At 67.5% G+C, this 19438-nt stretch carries 17 protein-coding genes; 4 read left to right on the forward strand and 13 right to left on the reverse strand.

Annotation, left to right across the window (positions count from 1 at the left end; genetic code table 11):
* Nucleotides 1-48: 48 nt before the first annotated feature.
* From QF206_RS08865 to QF206_RS08880, 4 genes are all read right to left on the reverse strand, one after another.
* Complete coding sequence (locus QF206_RS08865) at nt 49-1599, reverse strand: dihydrolipoamide acetyltransferase family protein (protein ID WP_281488856.1); 1551 nt, start codon at nt 1597-1599, stop codon at nt 49-51.
* An 86-nt stretch (nt 1600-1685) separates the two neighbouring features.
* A complete protein-coding gene (locus tag QF206_RS08870) occupies nt 1686-2645 on the reverse strand; it encodes an alpha-ketoacid dehydrogenase subunit beta (RefSeq protein WP_281489042.1) in 960 nt (319 codons plus the stop codon).
* A gap of 182 nt (nt 2646-2827) precedes the next feature.
* Nucleotides 2828-3943, reverse strand: a complete 1116-nt coding sequence (locus tag QF206_RS08875) for a thiamine pyrophosphate-dependent dehydrogenase E1 component subunit alpha (protein WP_281488857.1) — start codon at nt 3941-3943, stop codon at nt 2828-2830.
* Between the two features lie 38 nt (nt 3944-3981).
* Nucleotides 3982-5031 carry a histidinol-phosphate transaminase gene (locus QF206_RS08880; protein WP_281488858.1) on the reverse strand — a complete coding sequence of 350 codons (1050 nt, stop codon included), beginning with the start codon at nt 5029-5031 and terminating at the stop codon, nt 3982-3984.
* Between the two features lie 48 nt (nt 5032-5079).
* Here QF206_RS08880 and QF206_RS08885 point away from each other — a divergent pair, with 48 nt between their 5' ends.
* Nucleotides 5080-5472, forward strand: a complete 393-nt coding sequence (locus QF206_RS08885; RefSeq protein WP_281488859.1) for a phage holin family protein — start codon at nt 5080-5082, stop codon at nt 5470-5472.
* Here QF206_RS08885 and QF206_RS08890 read toward each other — a convergent pair.
* Nucleotides 5432-6892 carry a hypothetical protein gene (locus QF206_RS08890; protein WP_281488860.1) on the reverse strand — a complete coding sequence of 487 codons (1461 nt, stop codon included), beginning with the start codon at nt 6890-6892 and terminating at the stop codon, nt 5432-5434. The genes QF206_RS08885 and QF206_RS08890 overlap by 41 nt on opposite strands.
* On the reverse strand, nt 6882-7136 hold the full coding sequence (locus QF206_RS08895) for a hypothetical protein (RefSeq protein ID WP_281488861.1): 255 nt from the start codon (nt 7134-7136) through the stop codon (nt 6882-6884). Before QF206_RS08895 ends, QF206_RS08890 begins: the two co-directional genes overlap by 11 nt.
* A gap of 116 nt (nt 7137-7252) precedes the next feature.
* Here QF206_RS08895 and QF206_RS08900 point away from each other — a divergent pair, with 116 nt between their 5' ends.
* A complete protein-coding gene (locus QF206_RS08900) occupies nt 7253-7777 on the forward strand; it encodes a low molecular weight protein-tyrosine-phosphatase (RefSeq protein WP_281488862.1) in 525 nt (174 codons plus the stop codon).
* Entirely contained in the window at nt 7774-9159 is a 1386-nt protein-coding gene (gene purB / locus QF206_RS08905) for an adenylosuccinate lyase (protein ID WP_281488863.1), read from the forward strand. The genes QF206_RS08900 and purB overlap by 4 nt, the downstream gene beginning before the upstream one ends.
* Here purB and QF206_RS08910 read toward each other — a convergent pair.
* From QF206_RS08910 to QF206_RS08940, 7 genes are all read right to left on the reverse strand, one after another.
* Nucleotides 9101-10291 (reverse strand): MFS transporter, encoded by a 1191-nt coding sequence (locus tag QF206_RS08910; RefSeq protein ID WP_281488864.1) that lies wholly within the window; start codon nt 10289-10291, stop codon nt 9101-9103. The genes purB and QF206_RS08910 overlap by 59 nt on opposite strands.
* 106 nt (nt 10292-10397) lie before the next feature.
* Nucleotides 10398-12170: an acetyl/propionyl/methylcrotonyl-CoA carboxylase subunit alpha gene (locus QF206_RS08915; RefSeq protein ID WP_281488865.1), complete on the reverse strand. Its 1773-nt coding sequence runs from the start codon at nt 12168-12170 to the stop codon at nt 10398-10400.
* On the reverse strand, nt 12167-12403 hold the full coding sequence (locus QF206_RS08920; protein ID WP_281488866.1) for an acyl-CoA carboxylase subunit epsilon: 237 nt from the start codon (nt 12401-12403) through the stop codon (nt 12167-12169). The genes QF206_RS08915 and QF206_RS08920 overlap by 4 nt, the downstream gene beginning before the upstream one ends.
* On the reverse strand, nt 12400-13500 hold the full coding sequence (locus QF206_RS08925) for a carboxyl transferase domain-containing protein (RefSeq protein WP_281488867.1): 1101 nt from the start codon (nt 13498-13500) through the stop codon (nt 12400-12402). The genes QF206_RS08920 and QF206_RS08925 overlap by 4 nt, the downstream gene beginning before the upstream one ends.
* Before the next feature lie 11 nt (nt 13501-13511).
* Entirely contained in the window at nt 13512-14915 is a 1404-nt protein-coding gene (locus tag QF206_RS08930) for an MmgE/PrpD family protein (RefSeq protein ID WP_281488868.1), read from the reverse strand.
* A 5-nt stretch (nt 14916-14920) separates the two neighbouring features.
* Nucleotides 14921-16417 (reverse strand): aldehyde dehydrogenase, encoded by a 1497-nt coding sequence (locus QF206_RS08935; RefSeq protein ID WP_281488869.1) that lies wholly within the window; start codon nt 16415-16417, stop codon nt 14921-14923.
* The gene (locus tag QF206_RS08940) at nt 16414-17775 is read right to left on the reverse strand and encodes a class-II fumarase/aspartase family protein (RefSeq protein ID WP_281488870.1); all 1362 of its coding nucleotides are present in this window, start codon (nt 17773-17775) and stop codon (nt 16414-16416) included. Before QF206_RS08940 ends, QF206_RS08935 begins: the two co-directional genes overlap by 4 nt.
* A gap of 146 nt (nt 17776-17921) precedes the next feature.
* On the opposite strand from QF206_RS08940, the gene QF206_RS08945 reads away from it, so the two are divergent.
* Nucleotides 17922-19436 carry a PucR family transcriptional regulator gene (locus tag QF206_RS08945; protein ID WP_281488871.1) on the forward strand — a complete coding sequence of 505 codons (1515 nt, stop codon included), beginning with the start codon at nt 17922-17924 and terminating at the stop codon, nt 19434-19436.
* The last annotated feature ends 2 nt before the right edge of the window (nt 19437-19438 follow it).

Raw genomic sequence — 19438 nt, forward strand, 5'->3', positions numbered from 1 at the left:
GGTCAACCGTCACTCGCGCGCCGAAACCCCGGACGCGGGGTCACACCCTCAGTCGAGCAGCAGCGCCGGTTCCTCGATCACCGAGGCGACGTCAGCGAGGAAGCGGCTGGCCACATCGCCGTCGACGACGCGGTGGTCGAACGACGCACCGAGCGTCGTGACGAAGCGCGGCCGCACCTCGCCATCGACCACCCATGGCTTCTGCTTGATGGTGCCGAGCGCCACGATGCCGACCTCGCCAGGGTTCAGGATCGGTGTACCGGTGTCCATGCCGAACACACCGATGTTCGTCACCGTGATCGTTCCGCCCGCCATGTCGGCGGGCTGCAGCCGACCCTCGCGCGCGGTGTTCGTCATGTGCTCGAGGGCGACGGCGAGCTCCTTGAGCGAGAGCGCCTGCGCATCCTTGATGTTGGGCACCACCAGACCGCGCGGGGTCGCCGCGGCGAAGCCGAAGTTCACGTAGTGGTGCACGATGATCTCGTCGTCGGTCCACGTCGAGTTGACCGTCGGGTTCCGACGCACGGCCCAGATCATCGCCTTCGCCATGATGAGCATCGGCGAGACCTTGATGCCCGCGAAGTCGGGGGAGCTCTTCAGCCGCTTGACGAACTCCATGGTGCGGGTGGCGTCGACATCGACGAAGAGGCCGACGTGCGGCGCGCTGAACGCGCTCTGCACCATGCTGGTCGCGATCGCCTTGCGCACCCCCTTCACGGGAATGCGCTCTTCGCGGTCGTCCGGCCATTCGGGCGTCTCGATGTTGCGGAACACGCTCGCCTGCTCCGCGTGGCGGATCACGTCTTCGCGCGTGATCTCGCCGAGCAGACCGGTGCCCTCGACCGCCGACAGGTCGACGTCGAGATCCTTGGCGAGCTTTCGGATCGGCGGCTTCGCGAGAACGCCGGCGGTCACGACCGGCAGGGGTCCGACACGGCGGATGCCGTGGTGCGCGCGCGTGGCAGTCGGCGCCGAGCCCGGGGTCGGTGCCGAGCCGGCGGACACCGGCGATGGCATGACCGGTGACGCAGGGGAGGGCGCGGAGACGGCGGATGCCGCGGGCACAGGCGCCGGGGTCGTGGCCTCGCTCACACTGGTCGTTGATGCAGCCGCGGCGTTCGAGGCCGACTGAGCCGCCTGGGCAGGCCGGGCTGATTCACCGGCCGACGCGGCGCCGGCCGCCGGCGCACCCGCTCCAGCAGCGCCACCCTTGCGGCGACGCGACGAGCCGTGTCCGGCTGCCCCGTACCCGACGAGGTTCGCGGGCTCGGCTGGTGTGACTGTTGCAGCCGTGTCCTCGACCAGGGCGGCCTCGGAGTCCCGGGCGTCGCCGGACCCGGCAGGGCCGGCATCCGCGCCTTCTGAAGCGACACGCACGATCACCTTGCCGACCTCGACGGTCTGGCCCTCGTCAGCGAGCAGTTCGACGACGGTGCCGGCGAAGGGCGACGGCAGTTCGACGAGCGACTTGGCCGTCTCGATCTCGACGATCACCTGGTTGACCGCGACGGTGTCGCCGGGCTTGACCTTCCACGCGACGATCTCGGCTTCCGTGAGGCCTTCACCGACGTCGGGAAGCGGGAACTCGGAGGTGGCCATGTCGGCTCCTTCGTGGTCGGAGGTCTGGTTGAAGTCTTGCAGAACGGCTGGTGACGGGCGAGCGGGAACTGCGGCATCCGCTCTGCTCAGTAGGCGAGCGCCCGGTCGACTGCTTCGAGGATGCGGTCGGCGTCTGGCAGGTAGAGCGATTCGAGCTTCGCGGGAGGAAACGGGGTGTCGAAGCCCGAGACCCGGAGCACCGGGGCTTCGAGCGAGTAGAAGGCCTGCTCGGCGATCGTCGCGGCGACCTCTGAGCCGACGCTCACGTTTCCAGGCGCTTCCTGACAGACGATGAGCCGGCCGGTCTTGCGCACCGACTCGAGCAGCGGGGCGTAGTCGATGGGGGAGAGCGAGCGCAGGTCGACGACTTCGAGGCTCGTGCCCTCTTGCTCGGCGATCTCGGCGGCTTGCAGCATCATCGACACCATCGCGCCGTGGCCGACGAGCGTCGCATCGGCGCCCTCGCGAACCACCTGCGAGCGGTGCATGGGCGCGCTGCGCTCGTCGAAGTCGACAGGGGCCTTCTGCCAATACCGGCTCTTCGGCTCCATGAACACCACGGGGTCATCGCTTGCGATGGCGTCCTGGATCATCCAGTACGCCTCGTTCGGCGTCGCGGGGCTCACCACGCGCAGGCCGGCCGTGTGCGCGAAGTACGCCTCGGGGCTCTCCTGGTGGTGCTCGACCGCGCCGATGTGACCGCCATAGGGGATGCGGATGACGATGGGGAACGACTGGGCGCCGCCGTGCCGGTAGGTCAGCTTCGCCAGCTGGGATGTGATCTGGTCGAAGCCCGGAAACACGAACCCGTCGAACTGAATCTCGCACACCGGGCGGTACCCGCGCATCGCGAGCCCGATCGCGGTGCCGACGATGCCCGACTCGGCGAGCGGGGTGTCGAGCACACGCTTCCCGCCGAAGTCGCGCTTGAGGCCCTCGGTGACGCGGAAGACGCCCCCGAGCGTGCCGATGTCTTCACCCATCATGAGCACGCGGTCGTCGTCGGCCATCGCCCGGTGGAGGCCAAGGTTGATGGCCTTCGACATGGGGAGCTGCTGGATGCCGGTGCGCGGCGAGGCGGCCCCTGATGCGGCAGGACCTGACGCGGCAGGTTGCGAGGAGGCGATGGCCTGGGCCGCGGCCTCTTGCAGACCGGACTCGGCCGCTGCCTGCGCGGAGGTGGCCGGCTCGGCGCCGGTCGACTGCTGAGCTGCGGTGTGCTGGGTGGTCACGCTCCCGCCTCCATCTGCGCCTCGTACTGCTTGAGCCACGCACGCTGAGCCTCGAGCCCGCTGTGCGGCTCGGAGTACACATGGTCGAAGATCGCGTCGAGCTTCGGCGTGCCGAGGGCGAGGGTGCGGCGCCGGGTGTCGGCGGCCAGGTCGGCGGCCTCGCTTCTCACTTCTTCGAAGTACGCGTCGCTCGCGCCGCGGTCGCGGAGGAACGCCTCGTACCGCTGGATGGGGTCGCGGGCGAGCCAGGTGTTGTGCTCGTCGGCCGTGCGGTACTTCGTCGGGTCGTCGGATGTCGTGTGCGCGCCGACGCGATAGGTCACGGCCTCGATGAGCCGGGGGCCGTCGCCGTTCCGGGCCTCATCGAGCGCCAGGAGCGACACGGCGTAGGCAGCCAGCACATCATTGCCGTCGACCTGCGTGCCAGGGATGCCGAACCCGTCGCCGCGCCGGTAGAGCGGTACGCGTGACTGAGTCGACACCGGCACCGAGATCGCCCACTGATTGTTCTGCACGAAGAAGACCTGAGGTGTTTGGTAGCTCGCAGCGAAGACGAGCGCCTCGCTGACGTCGCCTTGGCTGGTCGCGCCATCGCCGAAGTACACGAGCACCGCCACGTCACGCTCCGGGTCGCCCGTGCCGCACGCGCCGTCGAGTCCGATGCCCATGGCATAGCCGGTGGCGTGCAGCGCCTGTGAGCCGATCACGAGGGTATAGAGGTGGAAGTTCCCGTGGTCGGCAGGGTCCCAGCCCCCGTGGCTGAGCCCGCGCATCATCTCGATGATGCGCATGATGTCGACGCCGCGAATGCGGGCGACCACGTGTTCGCGGTACGAGGGGAAGATGTGGTCCTGCGGGCGGGCTGCGAACGCTGATCCGACCTGCGCAGCTTCCTGACCCATGCTCGGTACCCACAGCGCCATCTGGCCTTGTCGCTGCAGATTGGCCGCTTCGACGTCGAAGGCGCGGATCGCCACCATGTGGCGGTGGAAATCTTGGAGACGTTCTTCGCTCAGCGTGTCGATCACCTGGCGGAATCGCTCGTTGTCGGCAGTCTCCACCGGCTTGCCCTCTGGCGACAGCAAGCGGATCGTCGCTTCGGTGTACGGCATGGGTTCCAATCTAAGTTCTGCGCCTGCGAAGGGGCAGGTCACGCGACCTCGCCGAGCGCAGTCAGCAGGCGATCGACAGACGCCGGCTCTCCGATCGATACTCGGATGCCGTCAGGGTGGAAGGGGCGGGTGATGAGGCCATGGCGGTCAAGGAGGGCGGCGATCTCCTCGGTCCTGTCGCCCGTCGGCAGCCACACGAAGTTGCCGTGCGGCTGAGGCACATCCCAGCCGAGATCCACGAGTGCCCGCCAGAGATCGTCGCGAAGGCGCGCGATCCTATCGACGCGCTCCAGCAGTTCGCCTTCGTGGTCGAGGCTGGCGATCGCCGCCTGCTCGGCCTGCAGGGTCACCGACAGCGGGATCGCCGTCGAGCGCACCGCGTCGAGCACATAGTCGGGGCCGACGGCATACCCGACGCGCAGCCCCGCCAAGCCGTAGGCCTTGGAGAAGGTGCGCAGCACCACGAGGTTCGGGTAGCGGCGCAGAGAGGCGATGCCGTCGACCACGTCGGGGTCGCGGCAGAACTCGATGTACGCCTCGTCGAGCGCGACGAGCACCGTCGGCGGCACCTTCGCCATGAAGTCGTCGAACTCCGCCTGAGTGACGATCGAGCCGGTCGGGTTGTTGGGGCTGCAGACGAAGACCAGCCGGGTGCGCTCGGTGATGGCAGCAGCCATCGCATCGAGGTCATGACGGTGGTCGGGGAGATTTGGAACCCGCACCGAGACAGCACCCGCGACGACGGCCAGCAAGGGGTACGCCTCGAAGCTCCGCCACGAGTACACGACCTCATCGCCGTGCTGCACGGCCGCGGCGAGCAACTGGGCGATGATCGCCACCGACCCCGAGCCGATGTGCACCTCATCGGGGGTGACGCCATAACGATCGGCCAGCCGAGATCGCAACGTGGAGGCGAGCGCGTCCGGATAGCGGTTGAAGGAGTCGAGATCGATCGAGTCGCGCACCGAGGGCAACGGGTCGAACGGATTCTCGTTCGACGAGAGCTTGAAGCTCGCAGCATCCGCCGGCTTTCCTTGCCGGTAGGGAGGCAGCGACTCGATCTCGGCGCGAAGGCGGACTCTGGTCACCCAGTCAGACTAGTTGCGCTCACATTCCGCAGGCGGCATAGTCGCCGTATGAGCTTCGTGCTGCGAATCGTCATCACCGCCGTTGCGCTCTGGCTGACGACGCTGATCGTCGCCGGTGTGAACGTGGTGCCCTTCGAGCCGGGCGGCACGCTCGAGATCGTGCTCACCTTCCTGCTGGTCGCGGTGATCTTCGGAATCGTCAACGCGGTGGTCGGCACCGCGATCAGAATCGTCGCGTTCCCGCTCTACGTGCTGACGCTCGGCCTCGTCGCACTCATCGTGAACGGGCTGCTGCTGCTGATCGTCGCGTGGATCAGCGGGCTGATCGGGTTCGGGCTCTTCGTCGACGGCTTCTGGTGGGGCGTGCTCGGCGCGCTGGTGCTCGGAGTGCTCAGCTGGCTCATCGGGCTTGTGCTGCGCCCGATCGGGCGCCGGCGATGACGCTGCGGTCAACGCGCCACGAGGTAGCCTGACCCTCGGCTGCCGGCCGTGCGGCGTCGATGCCGGCCAGTCTCGTTTCGATGTCAGGATGCCGCGAGCGGTCAGCCATCGCAGCGGTCTCGGCGTAGAGCTCGAGGCTGTGCGCGGGTAGCAGCGAACGGTCATCGGCGGGGATGCCGTCGACAAGCGGATCGCGCATGAGGCGCAGCGTGTGCTCGCCGCTGGCGTCGCCACCCAGCGCCGGAACCACGTCGGTCGTGTGATCCAGCCGCACGCGGTTCACGGTGTCGGGCACGGGCACTTGCCCGCTGGGGCCGCCCACCTCGATCAGCGCCTCGACATTGTGCGCGCCCGAGGTCGCCAGCAACGCGCCGACGAGCGCCCCCTGCGAGTAGCCGGTGACGACGATCGGGTCGGCAGCGGTCGCCCCCGCCCTGGCGAGCGCTTCTTCCACGCCGCGCAAGGATGCCGGCGATCCAGCCGCCAATGCGTGCACGTTGCTTGTCATGTCCCATGCCTCGCGTCGCGCTTTCGGCGAGCCGTCGACCGTTCCTCCGATGTAGACCTCATAGCGGCTCTGCCCGTCGCGGCTCTCGTAGCGCTCGACCCGCACTTGCTCACGGCCACCGCTCGGAATGCGCGCGACCCGCTCCTCGAGACCCTTCGGAGGGGCGACGGTCTCGACCGCTGTGCGCCGCACCTGCACCGGGGTCTCGCGAAGCCAATCGGTCCGCTGTGCGATCGCGGTGATGAGCGCGGCGGTAGAGGCGACACCGGTGATCCCGATGCCCTGGTCGCCGAGTGCGGCGATCACAGCGGGAGGCACTCCGAGCAGTCCGGCCGCAGCATCGTCGCTCGCCATGACGGTGGCACGCACCGCCTCGACGAAGAAGACCGAGTTGATGAGGTCGCGCCGCTCGGCGAGGGTCTGCGTCATCCGGTCTGGCGCGAGCGCGCTCAGCCAAGCGACGGCGATGGCAGGCGGCAGCAGCACTCTGGCCAGCAGGATGCCGAGGAGGGGCGCGATCGCACCGAGCGTCGCGGCGACCGCGCCCTGCACGAGCCGCAGCATCCTGTGGTTCCCCGACTCGGCTGCCGAGTACACCGCTGTGACCGTGCGAAGCCGTTCGACGAGTTCGTCCGACTGCTCGCTGCAACGCCGCACAGCGTGTGAAGCTGCGTCGAGTTCGACGTACGCCCGGCCGGCATCAGCCGGAGGCGTCGCCCGTGAGACGACGTCGATGTCGTACTGCGCCAGCATCCGCCCCTCGACCATCGAAAGTCCGCGTCTCGCAGCGGTGACTCCGAGCGCGGCTCGGCGGGCCGTGGCGGCGAGCGAAGCCAAGGCATCCCGGTGCAGCGCAATGGCCTCGGGAGTCACGCGGAGCGCGCCCACCCGCACGCTGAGGTCACCAGCCATGGGTGTCCAGGCCGTCGACGACGCGCCAGAGCTGAGCTTCAGCGGTCACCAGCGCATCGCGGGCTGCGTTGAGCTGCGCCATCAGCGACCCATGGGCGGCCTCATACGCGCCTCGGGCGACGCCGAACCAATCGGCTTCCTCGGGCAGGCGCGCGGCCGACGCGGCCTGCAGCAGGTCGCGCTCGAGTTCCTTGAGCGCTCGCGCATGGTCGCGCAGCGCCTCGGCCACGTCAGAGGTGCTCATGCGGACAGAGCGTGCCGTCCTGACACCGCGACGTCCCGCCACCGTGGCAGCCCGGTTCACACCGTCGCGAGGACCGACAGGTGTGGAGGACCACCCGCATCCGCAACAATGAGCGCATGAGTTTCGGAAGAGCGTTCGACGAGTCGGCGTTGTTCCGCATCTGCTTCGTGTGCACCGGGAACATCTGCCGTTCACCGATGGCCGAGGTGCTGTTCAAAGACCTGGTCGAGCGGAGCGGTTACGGCCACGCGGTCTCGATCATGTCGGCGGGAACCGGCGAGTGGCATGTGGGCGAGCAGTCGGACGCGCGCACCTTGGCCGCGCTCGCCAGCAAAGGCCACGATGGGTCGAAGCACCGGGCGCGGCAGTTCGACCCAGATTGGTTCAATAGTCTGGATCTCGTCGTCGCCTTCGACCGAAGTCAGGAACGCATCTTGAAGTCGTGGGCGAGAACCGACCAGGACCGCGCGAAAGTGCACTTGCTGCTGAGCTTCGACAAGGAGCAGGCCCCGCTGATCGACGTACCGGACCCGTACTACTCGGATGCCGCGTACTTCAGCACCGTGCTGAACATGATCGAACGGGCGGGGCGGGCACTGTTCACGCAAATCGAACCAGGAATCCGATGGGGAGCACGATGAGCCCGATGCCAGCACAGCCGATCAGCCCGCTCGACGGGCGGTACCGGGCCGCGGTATCACCCGTCGGCGATCACCTCTCGGAAGCCGCGCTCAATCGTGCCCGCGTGCACATCGAGGTCGAGTGGCTGATCTTCCAGACCGAGCTCGGACTGTTCGGCACCGAGGCGCTGAGCGGTGAGCAGCAGCGCGCCCTGCGCGCGTTCGCGAGCGACTTCGGGCAGCCCGAGATCGACCGCCTCGCCGAGATCGAGGCCACCACACGGCACGACGTGAAGGCCGTCGAGTACCTCGTGCGCGAGCAGCTCGACCGACTCGGCCTGAACCGCGTCGCGGAGCTGACCCATTTCGCGTGCACGAGTGAGGACATCAACAACCTCTCCTACGCGCTGACGGTGCGGGCCGCGGTGCGCGAGGTGTGGCTGCCCGCGTTCGACCATGTGATCGCGAAGCTCCGCGCCTGGGCTGAGGAGCACCGTGCGGCTCCGATGCTCTCGCACACCCACGGCCAGCCGGCGACGCCGACCACGGTCGGCAAGGAGTTCGCGGTCATGGCGTTCCGCCTCGACCGCATCCGTCGCCAGATCGAGGCGACCGAGTACCTGGGCAAGTTCAGCGGCGCGACCGGAACCTTCTCAGCGCATCTCGTCGCCGACCCTGAGCGCGACTGGCCGCAGCTCTCGCGCGATTTCGTGACCGGGCTGGGTCTCACATGGAACCCGCTGACCACTCAGATCGAGTCGCACGACTGGCAGGCAGAGCTGTACGCGCGCATCAGTCACGCGAACCGGGTGCTGCACAACATCTGCACGGATGTCTGGACCTACATCTCCATGGGGTACTTCAAGCAGGTGCCTCAGGCCGGCGCCACAGGCTCGTCGACCATGCCGCACAAGGTGAACCCGATCCGCTTCGAGAACGCCGAGGCGAATCTCGAGCTCTCGAGCGCGCTCTTCGACTCGCTCGCGGCAACACTCGTCACCAGCCGGCTGCAGCGCGACCTCACCGATTCGTCGTCGCAGCGCAATATCGGTGTCGCGCTGGGCCACTCGCTGCTCGCGCTCGACAACATCAGCCGGGGTCTCGGCGAGATCGCCCTCGACGATACGAAGCTCGCGGCCGACCTCGACGCCAACTGGGAAGTGCTCGGCGAGGCGATTCAGACTGTGATTCGCGCCGAGGTCGCCGCCGGGCGCAGCACCATCGAAGACCCGTATGCCCTGCTCAAGGAGCTCACCCGCGGTCGGCGCGTGGGGCAGGCCGAGCTCGTCGAGTTCGTGAACGGCCTCGACATCGGCGACGAGGCGAAGGCCCGGCTCGCGGCCCTCACGCCCGCTGACTATGTGGGCGTGGCGGCATCCCTGGTCGACCAGCTGGAGGCCTGATACCGAGCATCGCGATCGCGCCCGCCAAAGGGCCGATCGCGAGCACCGCCATGGCGGGGCCCCAGCCCCAACCGGCGACTTCCGCGAGCAGCGGGATCAGCTGAATGCTCGCGACAGTGATCGCGAACCCGATGGCGGTCTGCATGGACAACGCCGTGCCGACGCAGTGCGTGCACACTGCCCCGCTGAGCACCGACGAGAACAACCCCGAGTCGGCGATCACCGTTGCGCCCCACACCGCAAGCAACGCGACGACGAGCCAGTCGGGCATTGTCGTCATGAGGCTCGCGCTGAGGGCGCAGGTACCGCTGGCGATCATGGCGATGGCAGCGACGCGAGGGCTGCCGAACCGGCTAGCGAACATTCCTCCCGCGAGCGCGCCGAATGCCCCGAACAAGCCGATGAAGACGAACACAGCGATCCAGCCGACGGCGCTCAACGGCGTGCCGTCGCCGAGAGTCGCTGCGACGAGCATCGGCAGCCACGCCCACATGGCATAGAGCTCCCACATGTGGCCGAAGTACCCGAGGTTCGCCCGTCGAGCAGTCGAATCCCTGAAGCCCGAGAGCGCATCGCTCCACCGGAAGCGCGGTGCCCGCGCAACCATCGGTCCGCTTCGCACGAACACGATCGCGATGATGGCGGCGGTTGTCGCGAACACGGCCGCTGCGAGCGTTACCCACTGCCACTGCGCGAGGGCGGTGCTGCGCAGCAGATACGGCAGCGCAGAGCCGAGCGTTAGGGCCCCGATGACAAGACCGTAGGCGCGACTGCGTCGTTCCGCAGGGGTCCAGCTCGCCACGAGCCTCAGGGCCACGGGGTATACCCCGGCGAGCGCTATGCCGAGCAGGAAGCGCAGCGGTAGCGCCGTCCACAGGCCCTCGGCGAGCAGCATCCCGGCCGAGCACAGCGCCGCGAGCAGAGAGCTCGACGCGAGCAGCACATGAGAGTCGACTCGGTCGGCGAGCATGAGAGCCGCGGCTGAGAGGCCTCCAACAGCGAAACCGAGCTGCACACTCGAGGTCATCCACGTCGCCTCGCCCGCGGAGAGTGACCACGCCTCGACCAGGTCGGGCAGGGCGGCCGACATGGTGAACCAGGTCGAGATCGCGAGCACGAGCACCAGCGCCACGAGCGACTTCTGGCGGCGGGCGTCCGCAAGAGCGCCGACAGCGGACGAGGGATCGGGCGCTGGAGTTTTCTCTCGGCGGTGCGAGCGGATCATCACGGCCGGTTCATCACATGATGGAGCACACGACGGCGCCGCTCTGCACCGTGTCGCCGCGCTCGAACGACAGACCGGCGACGACGCCGGCACGGTGGGCGCGGATGGGCTGCTCCATCTTCATCGCCTCGATGACGAGCACCAGATCACCCTCGGCGACTGTATCCCCCGTAGCCCGTTCGACCTTGACCACGCTGCCCTGCATCGGGCTGACGAGTGACTCGGGGCCCGGTCCATGCTGTGCCCTCGCCCGCCGCCGGGAAGCTCCCGCCGGGATGGTCGAGGCCGGAGCGGCACCGACCGTGAGCGACGCGGGGATCGACACTTCGAGTCGCCGCCGGCCCACTTCCACAACGATGGTCTCGCGGGCGTCGGTCGCCAATGCCCCGTCCGTCCCGGCGGCGCCCTGGAAAGGAGCGAGGTCCATCGAGAACTCGTTCTCGATCCAGCTGGTGTAGACGGCGAATGGCCCGTCGTCTTCGGGCGCGAACGCCGGATCGTTCACGACCGCACGGTGGAATGGGATGACGGTGGGCACACCCTCGACGACGAACTGATCGAGCGCCCGGCGAGCGCGCTGCAGCGCCTGGCGACGGTCGCGTCCGGTGACGATCAGCTTGGCGAGCATCGAATCGAAGTTCGCGCTTGTCGTGTCGCCCTCACCGACGCCGGTGTCGAGCCTCACGCCCGGGCCGCTCGGCGGGGAGAATCGCGCCAGTTTGCCGGCCGCGGGCATGAACCCGGCCGCAGGGTCTTCGGTGTTGATGCGGAACTCGATGGAGTGGCCACGGGTCACCGGGTCGTCGTACCCCAGAGCCTCCCCGCGAGCGATCCGGAACTGCTCGCGCACGAGATCGACGCCAGCGACCTCTTCGGTGACAGGGTGCTCGACCTGCAGCCGTGTGTTGACCTCGAGGAACGAGATTGTGCCGTCTGCGCCGACGAGGAACTCGCACGTACCGGCACCCACGTATCCGGCGCGCTTCATGATCGCCTTCGAAGCGTCACGGAGTGCGCGCTCCTGCTCCGGAGTGAGAAACGGTGCGGGCGCTTCCTCAACGAGTTTCTGGTGCCTCCGCTGCAGTGAGCAATCACGGGTGGAGACGACGACCACACCACCGTGCTCGTCGGCCAGGCACTGCGTTTCAACGTGCCGGGGGCGATCCAGGTACTTCTCGACGAAGCACTCGCCCCGGCCGAACGCCGCGACGGCTTCGCGCACCGCTGAGTCGAAGGCGTGCTCGAGCGAATCACCCTCACGGACGACCTTGAGGCCGCGACCCCCGCCGCCGTATGCCGCTTTGATCGCGACCGGCAGGCCGTGCTGCTCGACGAATGCTTCGACGTCGGAGAGGTCAGAGACGGGACCGTCTGTGCCGGCTGCAAGCGGAGCCCCGACCGACTTCGCGATATCGCGCGCCGCGATCTTGTTGCCCAGTGCTTCGATCGCCGAAGGCGGCGGCCCGATCCAGATGAGGCCGCTGTCGATGACCCGTTGGGCGAACTCACCGTTCTCGGCGAGGAACCCATATCCAGGGTGGACCGCGTCGGCGCCGCTTTCCATTGCGATCTGGAGGATCTTCCGCTGGTCGAGATAGGTGTCGGCGGGTGTCTTCCCCTGAAGTGCGAATGCCTCGTCGGCTGTGCGGACGAAGACGGCATCGCGATCCTCGTCCGCATACACCGCAACCGAGCGGATGCCTTCGTCGGCACACGCCTGCGCGATTCTGACTGCGATCTCGCCGCGGTTCGCGATGAGTACTTTGTTGATCGTGCGGCTGCTCATCGTGTCGGTCTCACTCTCTTCCACCCTGAGATCTTGCGCGTGGCGCCTCGTTGGGCCCGCTTCTTCTCCTGCGCTGCGTCGGTCGCGACGAGCGGGGACGCGTCGCGACCCATCGCGACGCGTGTCAGCACTGCGACCAGCGCCGCCAGTTCTTCGTCGGTCGGCGCTCCAGCCACCACCCTGAACGCGTTCGTCCCAGGGGTCTCGCTGCTCGCTTCGGCCCGACCGCTCATGATTGTGATTCGCGGATGCCGTCCGCGAACATGTCGAGGAACCCGGCGATCGACTCGGCGGTCGCCTGCGGCTGGATCACCGCCGTCGTCGTACGCTCAGACGGAGCTTCTCCGGGTCGCCCGATCTGCGAGTCGGGCCAAGCGAGCACCGCTTGGGCGCCCAGCCCGAGTGCACCCATCACGGCTGCCGGCAGTCCGAATGCGCGGCGGGGGATGACCGTGATGAACGGCACGTCCGCATCCGAGTACACCGCCGCCAGCTCGGCAGCGGCAGCGGCGACCTCGCCTCCTCCGGTTCCCGGGCTGTCGACGATGGTCACGACTGGAAGACCGAGCGAGACGCACTCGCGCAGGAACCTCGCAGCAGTGTCCGCCGCATCGCGGCTCAGGATGCCGGCGCGGTAGAGCGGCTGCGAGGCGATGACGCCCGCTGTTCTCCCTCCGAATCGCGCGTGCCCGACAATGAGTTCAAGAGGAGCGACATCACGGTTGACGAACTCACCGTCATCGACGATGAGTTCGAGGAGTTCCCGCATGTCGAAGCCGGAGCCAATATCCTTCGGCACGACCTCGAGCACGGCATCCCGTTGCTCTGGGGTTGATGCCTCAAGCGGCTCGAGACGCGCGACACCTTGCCACCGGTTGGGGGGGAGTATCGCCAGCGTCTCGAGCACCGTGTCGAGCACGCCGTCATCGACTGCGTCGACGGCGTGCACAACGCGCTCGGCCTGCGCGAGGAAGACATCGCGCCACTCGTCAGTGTCGCCAAGGCTGACGGCGAGACGCGGCACCACACCACGAGCGCGCGCGACGGCTGCGAGCGCACGGGAGATCGCGCTCGGCGCGGCCGCTCGCACCGCGGCACTAGCCAGCCAGAGACCGACCAGCGGGAGCCCGGCGTTCGCGGCGAGCGAGGCGGCGCGTTCGACCACGATCGCGTCCGCATCCGAAGCGAGTGCTCCATCTACGACGTAGACGACCGCGCGCCGGCCGTCGAGCGTGCATGTGCCGGCACGTGCACGCTCGCCGGTGACGAGCGGTGCGTAGGCATCCGCTTCGATGACTGTCAGGTCGGGGGCGGCGTCAACGCCGGACATGGTTGCCTCTCTCAATTCGTCGCGATGGGAACAGCTTGTTCGGTCAGCAGATCGCTCAGTTCGGTCGCATCGGCAAGCTCGTCGAGACGCATGACGGCCTCGTACGTCGCATCGACCGCTCCAGCACTGAGCACCGATGCGGCATTGCTGCGGAACTTTTCGAGAATCCGCTCGGTCGCCAACGGATTCGTGAGGCTACCAGGTTCGTCGACCACCACCCGCCGGAGGCGGCGACCGTCGCTGAGCGTGACTTCGACTCCTCCCGGGAATCTCGTGTCCGAATCGGCGTACGGCTCGACCGTCCATTCGAAACGATCAACGAGGTCGTTGGTGCGGCCCGACGCGATGACGTCTTCGGTGAAGTGCCGCTGCTCCACCTTGCCGTCGAGCAGGGCGGTGGCCACGGTATAGGGAAGGCTGAAGCGCGCGCCTGCGGTCGTCGTCGGTCGGCGACGACCCTCGAGCGGCTCGACCACAAGCGGCACGTCGCGCTCGCGTACCAGTGCCCGCACTGATTCGACATCTTCAGGGGCGAAGCCGTGCTCCGTTCTGAGTTGGCTGACCGCTTCGATGGCGGAGTGAGTCGCGTGGCACGTCGGATACGCCTTGATGCCGAGCTTCAGGGTCTCCCACTCGGTGCCGAGGCCGTCGAGTCCCGAGAAGTCGGCGTCCGCGATGCCGAGGTAGACCGAGAAGATGCCGTCGCGTCCGTCGAGGATCGTCTCAGGGCCCGTGATGCCGCTCTCTGCGAGATTCGCGGCCTCGATGCCGGAGCGCGCTGCATTGCCCGCATGGATCGGCTTCACCGTCGCACCGTTCGACAGGAACGCGAACGTGCCCGACGAGAAGCTGCCGGCGATGCCGAGGGCGTGCTTCGTCGTGGCAACGTCGAGTCCGGCCAGCTTGGCAGCTGCGGCCGCAGCGCCGAAGACGCCGAGCACGCTGGTGGGATGGAAGCCCTTCACGTGGAATCCGCCCGGCACGACGGAGCCGATCTTGGCCGTGACCTCGACCCCGATCACGTAAGCGAGCAGCAGGTCCTTGCCCGACAGGCGGTCGTACTCGGCGAGCGCGAGCGCTGCCGGGAACGACACCGCTGACACGTGGCACGACGACCGCGGATGCGTATCGTCGAAGTCCAGCACGTGAGCGAGCGCACCGTGCACGAATGCCGCGCGAATCGCCGAGAAATTGCGGCCGAGCCCCATGACCGACACCGAGCCGGAGAATGAGTACGGGTGCGTGGCTGCGAGGATCGCGCGACCAACCGGCGTGCCGGCGCCACCCATGGCGCATCCGAGCGTGTCGAGGATGTGCAGTTTCGCTTTCGCGATCACCTCGGTCGGCAGGTCCTCATAGCGGATCCTGTGAACCCACTCGGCGATTGTCGCGACCGGTGTCTTGGTGTTCTCCATCATGGTCATCCCCGCATCACGAACGGGTTCCCGCTCACCTCCGACAGCTCGACCCACACTGACTTCGTCTGGAGGAACTCATCGATCGCCTCCAGGCCGTTCAAGCGACCGACGCCCGAGTTCTTGTAGCCGCCGAACGGCGAGTTGAACGACGTGCCACGGTACATGTTGATCCACACGTTCCCCGCTTCCAGCGCGTCGGCCATGCGGATCGACCGCTTGACATCCCTCGTCCAGACGCCGGCGGCGAGCCCGTACTCCGAGTCGTTGGCGATGCGGATCGCGTCTTCCTCGGTGTCGAACGGGATCAGGCTCAATACGGGCCCGAAGATCTCCTGAGCGCTCACCGGGTCGTTCGGGTCGTCGGCCTGCACGATCGTGGGGCGGTAAAAGTAGCCGTCTGGCAGGCCCTCGACCGACTCTCGACGTCCACCGGCGATCACCTGTGCGCCACGCGCGCGTGCACCCTCCACGAACGCCTCGACGTTCTCCAGCTGGCGCGAGGTGGCCAGCGGCCCGATATGCGTGTTCGCGTCGGTGGGGTCGCCAACGATCAACGCTTCCGCACGCTTGGCGAGACGGTCGCGGAACGATTCGATGATGCTCCGCTGCACGAGCGCGCGGGAACCGGCGACGCAGCTCTGACCCGCGGCGGCGAAGATCCCGCCGAGCACGCCGTTCTCTGCGGCATCCAGGTCAGCGTCTTCGAACACGATGTTCGGGCTCTTGCCTCCGAGTTCGAGCGTGTAGCTCGCGAGCCGTTGCCCGACCTCCGCCGCGACCACGGCGCCCACGGCCGGGCCACCGGTGAAGGAGACCTTGCGCACACGTGGTTCGCGCGCAATGGAGCTCCCGGCTTCGGCGAAGCCGGGCACCACGTTCACGACACCGGCGGGAATGCCCGCTTCGATAGCGAGCTCGGCCACTCTGAGCATCGACACCGGAGTCACCTCAGAGGGCTTCACGACGACCGTGTTGCCTCCGGCCAGCGCGGGAGCGATGGTCTGCATGGCGAGGTACAGCGGGGAGTTCCACGGCACCATCACCCCGATGACGCCGAGTGGCTCTCGCTTGGTGTAGTTGAGCACATCGGGTCGGTTCACGGGGATCACCCGGCCCTCGATCTTGTCGGCTGCGCCACCGTAGTAATAGAGCCAGTCCGAAGCGATCTTCGCCTGGGTGCGCATCTCCGCCAGCAGCTTGCCGTTCTCACGGGATTCGATGCGGGCGATCTCCTCGCCGTGCTCGAGGATGCGGTCGCCCCACTTCATCATCAAGCGCCCACGGGCGGTGGCGGTGAGACGTGCCCACTCGCCATTGCCGGCGTCCACTGCGGCGTCGACCGCGGCGCGGACATCGGCTTCACCGGCTTCGGCGATCTCGGCCCAGGGCGCCGCGGTGGTGGGGTCGATCGACGGAAAGTAGCGGTCGGTGGAGGGCTTCACCGGCTGCCCGCCGATGTGCAACTCGTAGCGCTCGGTCTCGTGCGTGGTCATCGTCATGATGGGGTTCCTTCAGCGACGCTCGCGGCGTGACGATCGCGCACGTTCGCGATGTACTCGTCGGTGAGTCCGCGGTAGTTCTCCGGTGATGCTGCGACATCAAGCACCTGCTCGTCCACGCCGTGCGCCTGAAGATCGTCGCGGAGGATGTCGAGCATCGGCCGCTCGGGCGTCCCGTTCTTCGCAGCGGCGTGCACGAGGTTGTGTGCGACTTCATGACCGAGGTGATGCGCGAGCGACATCATGATGGGCTCCGACATGATCTCCGGCTGCGACATAGCGAGCACCTCCCGCATGCGCTCGGGGCTCACGTACAGGCCCTCGAGCACCAGCGCGAGCTTGCTCGTGACACCGGAGGTCAGCATGACGATCGACGGAACGGCGAACCACTCCTGCGCCCAGCTCATCATGTCGCGCTCATAGGCGTGGATGGAGTTCGACATCAGCCCCGACACCAGGGAGTGCACGAGCTTGGCGTCGACGTACATGAGTTCCGAGGTGAACGGATTGCGCTTCTGGGGCATCGTTGAAGAACCGATGTGCTGTGGGGCGGCCGGTTCGGCGGCCTCGCCGAGCTCGGTCGACTGCATGCGCACGATTTCGGCGCCGATGCGCTCGCCGGCGGTCGCGATGTGGTCGAGAGCGAACAGCAGATCGCGGAGTCGATCGCGGTTGGTGTGCCAGGGGACGACCGTGTCGACCAGACCGAGCAGCTCGCAGTAGCGCTTGCGCACCGCGCTTCCGTCGGTGCCGAGGGTGGCGAACGTGCCGGCAGCACCGGCGAGCGAGCCGGCGAGGCTCTGCTTCTCGATCGTGTGCAGCCGGTCGCGCGCCCGGAGGAGTTCGTCTGCCCATACAGCGAGCTTGTGCCCGAACGGGATCGGAATCGCGTGCTGGGCATGGGTGCGACCTGCCATCGTGGTGGTCGCGTGCCGCTGCGCCAGTTCGACCGCGCTGGTCACAGCCGAGTCGAGCTGCGACTTGATCGTGGCCAGGGCGTCTCGGATTTGCAGGATCAGGCCGGTGTCCATGATGTCTTGGGTGGTCGTGCCCCAGTGCACCCACGCGCCGTGCTCGCCACAGAGTTCGACGAGCTGTCGGATCATCGGAACGATCGGGTGCCCGGTGGCGAGAATGCCCTCGCGCATCGCATCGAAGTCGAACAGGTCGACGTCGCACTTGGAGGCGATCTCTGCCGCCGCCTCCGATGGGATGATGCCGAGTTCGCCCTGCGCCTGCGCGAGCGCGGCCTCCGCCCGAAGCCAGCCCTGAACCTGAGCGCGATCCTCGAAGCAATCGCGCACCGTTGGGTCTGTCCATAGGTGCCCGAACAGGCCTGATTCGAATGTCGTCGGCATGACCACCCTTTCTGCGTTACTGCGTACTACGGTCGCGAAAACGGTGGCGGAGAGCGATAGCCCCGCTGTAGAGCTTCCGGCGGGTACTTTTTACATGTTGTACAAATGTCGGCCGTGTGTTCGTCGCGGCTCAATGAGGAGTAGCAATGCAAGTTCGTGACCTGGTGGACGACAATCCCGACCTCGAGTTGACTGTCGCCGCCGGCGTTCGTGAACTCGATACCGCGATCACATGGGTGGCGACCACTGAGGTCGACGACGTGACCGGGTGGGTCGACGGGGGCGAACTACTCCTCATGATGGGCTCGAACATCACGCGGCAGGAGGACCAGCAGCGCCGGTACGTGCGGAACCTGAAGGAGAACGGTATCGCCGCCCTCGGTTTCGGCACGGGTATCCGTCACCGGGTGATTCCGAAAGCCTTGCTCGATGAGGCTGACCGCGTTGGCCTGCCGGTCGTCGAGGTGCCGTACCACATTCCCTTCGTTCGGATCACGCACGCGGTGTTCGGGGCGTTGAACGATGAGCGTGATCGGGTCCTCGAGGACGCGCTCCGCGTGAGCAATGAGCTCACTCGGTTGGTGGTGCGCAGCGGAGACAGCCTGACCGCGACCATGGGATTCGTCTCTCAGGAGCTCGGTGCGCGGCTGGAGCTGCGTGACACCGTGACGCGTCAGGTGATCGCGGAGGCAGGAAGCCGACCTCGGGGGCGGGTCGAGCAACAAGTCGAGCTGGAGTTCGAAGACAGCACGTTCCCGCTGGCGTTGACCGCGGCCAAGGAAGGCACGATCACGGAGTTCGACCACCAGGTGTTGCGGCACCTGCAGTCGGCCGTCATGTACGAGTTCGCGCGCCGGAACGCCGTCGACGTCGCGCGGCTGCGACTGGCGGGCGACCTGCTCACCGACATCGCCCGCGGCTCACTGACCGAGGCGGAGCTCACGACGCGCCTCGGGGCGTTCGGTCTGGCACCGGATGCCGCCTTCGCAGCACTCCACATCATTGACGACACCGACGACGGTGAAGAGATTCTTCGCAAGCTGACCCGTGCGCTCGGCGACCTGCGAAGGTCGTACCTGGCAACCACGTCGCAGCACGCGGTGACGCTGCTGGCCCGCGTCGGGGACGTCGAGCAGGCAGCATGCCTCGCGGCCGAGTTTCTACGGTACGTTCCCACCGCGCGGATCGGCGTGGGGCGGGTCGCGAAGGGGCTGGACCTGGGCACGAGCCTCATGGAAGCCCGAACCGCGGTCGCGGAGAGCCGGGGACAGCAAGTGGTCACGTACCGCGACCTTCAGTCGTTCGGACCGCTCCTTGCGGTGCCGCCCAACGCGCTCAAGCTCTACGTTGACGACGTGCTCGGCGGCATCCTCGACAATGAGAAGCTCCTGGCGACGGTCGAAGCGCTCGCGCAGCACGGCGGCCACTGGGGCAACGCCGCGGAGGCGCTGCAGGTGCACCGGCACACGCTGCGCTATCGGGCGAATCAGATCAGGCAGTTCACCGGTCTTGACCCCGACTCGCCCGACCACCGCTCGCAACTCTGGATGGCGGTCGCCGCGCTGCGTATCGTTCGGCTTCGTGAAGCCGGTCACGAACCGCGCGGCGACCGCCCCTCAGTCACGTCCGAGGGCGGAGACATCGCTCGCCTCGGCGGGTGATG

The organism is Ruicaihuangia caeni, from assembly GCF_029952955.1.
Classification (GTDB): Bacteria; Actinomycetota; Actinomycetes; order Actinomycetales; family Microbacteriaceae; genus Ruicaihuangia; species Ruicaihuangia caeni.

Excerpts from the sequence above, each read along its gene's own strand:
- QF206_RS08865 (WP_281488856.1), bottom strand. The coding sequence starts at position 1,599 with ATGGCCACCTCCGAGTTCCCGCTTCCCGACGTCGGTGAAGGCCTCACG.
- QF206_RS08870 (WP_281489042.1), bottom strand. The coding sequence starts at position 2,645 with ATGTCGAAGGCCATCAACCTTGGCCTCCACCGGGCGATGGCCGACGAC.
- QF206_RS08875 (WP_281488857.1), bottom strand. The coding sequence starts at position 3,943 with ATGCCGTACACCGAAGCGACGATCCGCTTGCTGTCGCCAGAGGGCAAG.
- QF206_RS08885 (WP_281488859.1), top strand. The coding sequence starts at position 5,080 with ATGAGCTTCGTGCTGCGAATCGTCATCACCGCCGTTGCGCTCTGGCTG.
- QF206_RS08890 (WP_281488860.1), bottom strand. The coding sequence starts at position 6,892 with ATGGCTGGTGACCTCAGCGTGCGGGTGGGCGCGCTCCGCGTGACTCCC.
- QF206_RS08895 (WP_281488861.1), bottom strand. The coding sequence starts at position 7,136 with ATGAGCACCTCTGACGTGGCCGAGGCGCTGCGCGACCATGCGCGAGCG.
- QF206_RS08900 (WP_281488862.1), top strand. The coding sequence starts at position 7,253 with ATGAGTTTCGGAAGAGCGTTCGACGAGTCGGCGTTGTTCCGCATCTGC.
- purB (WP_281488863.1), top strand. The coding sequence starts at position 7,774 with ATGAGCCCGATGCCAGCACAGCCGATCAGCCCGCTCGACGGGCGGTAC.
- QF206_RS08915 (WP_281488865.1), bottom strand. The coding sequence starts at position 12,170 with ATGAGCAGCCGCACGATCAACAAAGTACTCATCGCGAACCGCGGCGAG.
- QF206_RS08920 (WP_281488866.1), bottom strand. The coding sequence starts at position 12,403 with ATGAGCGGTCGGGCCGAAGCGAGCAGCGAGACCCCTGGGACGAACGCG.
- QF206_RS08925 (WP_281488867.1), bottom strand. The coding sequence starts at position 13,500 with ATGTCCGGCGTTGACGCCGCCCCCGACCTGACAGTCATCGAAGCGGAT.
- QF206_RS08930 (WP_281488868.1), bottom strand. The coding sequence starts at position 14,915 with ATGGAGAACACCAAGACACCGGTCGCGACAATCGCCGAGTGGGTTCAC.
- QF206_RS08935 (WP_281488869.1), bottom strand. The coding sequence starts at position 16,417 with ATGACGATGACCACGCACGAGACCGAGCGCTACGAGTTGCACATCGGC.
- QF206_RS08940 (WP_281488870.1), bottom strand. The coding sequence starts at position 17,775 with ATGCCGACGACATTCGAATCAGGCCTGTTCGGGCACCTATGGACAGAC.
- QF206_RS08945 (WP_281488871.1), top strand. The coding sequence starts at position 17,922 with ATGCAAGTTCGTGACCTGGTGGACGACAATCCCGACCTCGAGTTGACT.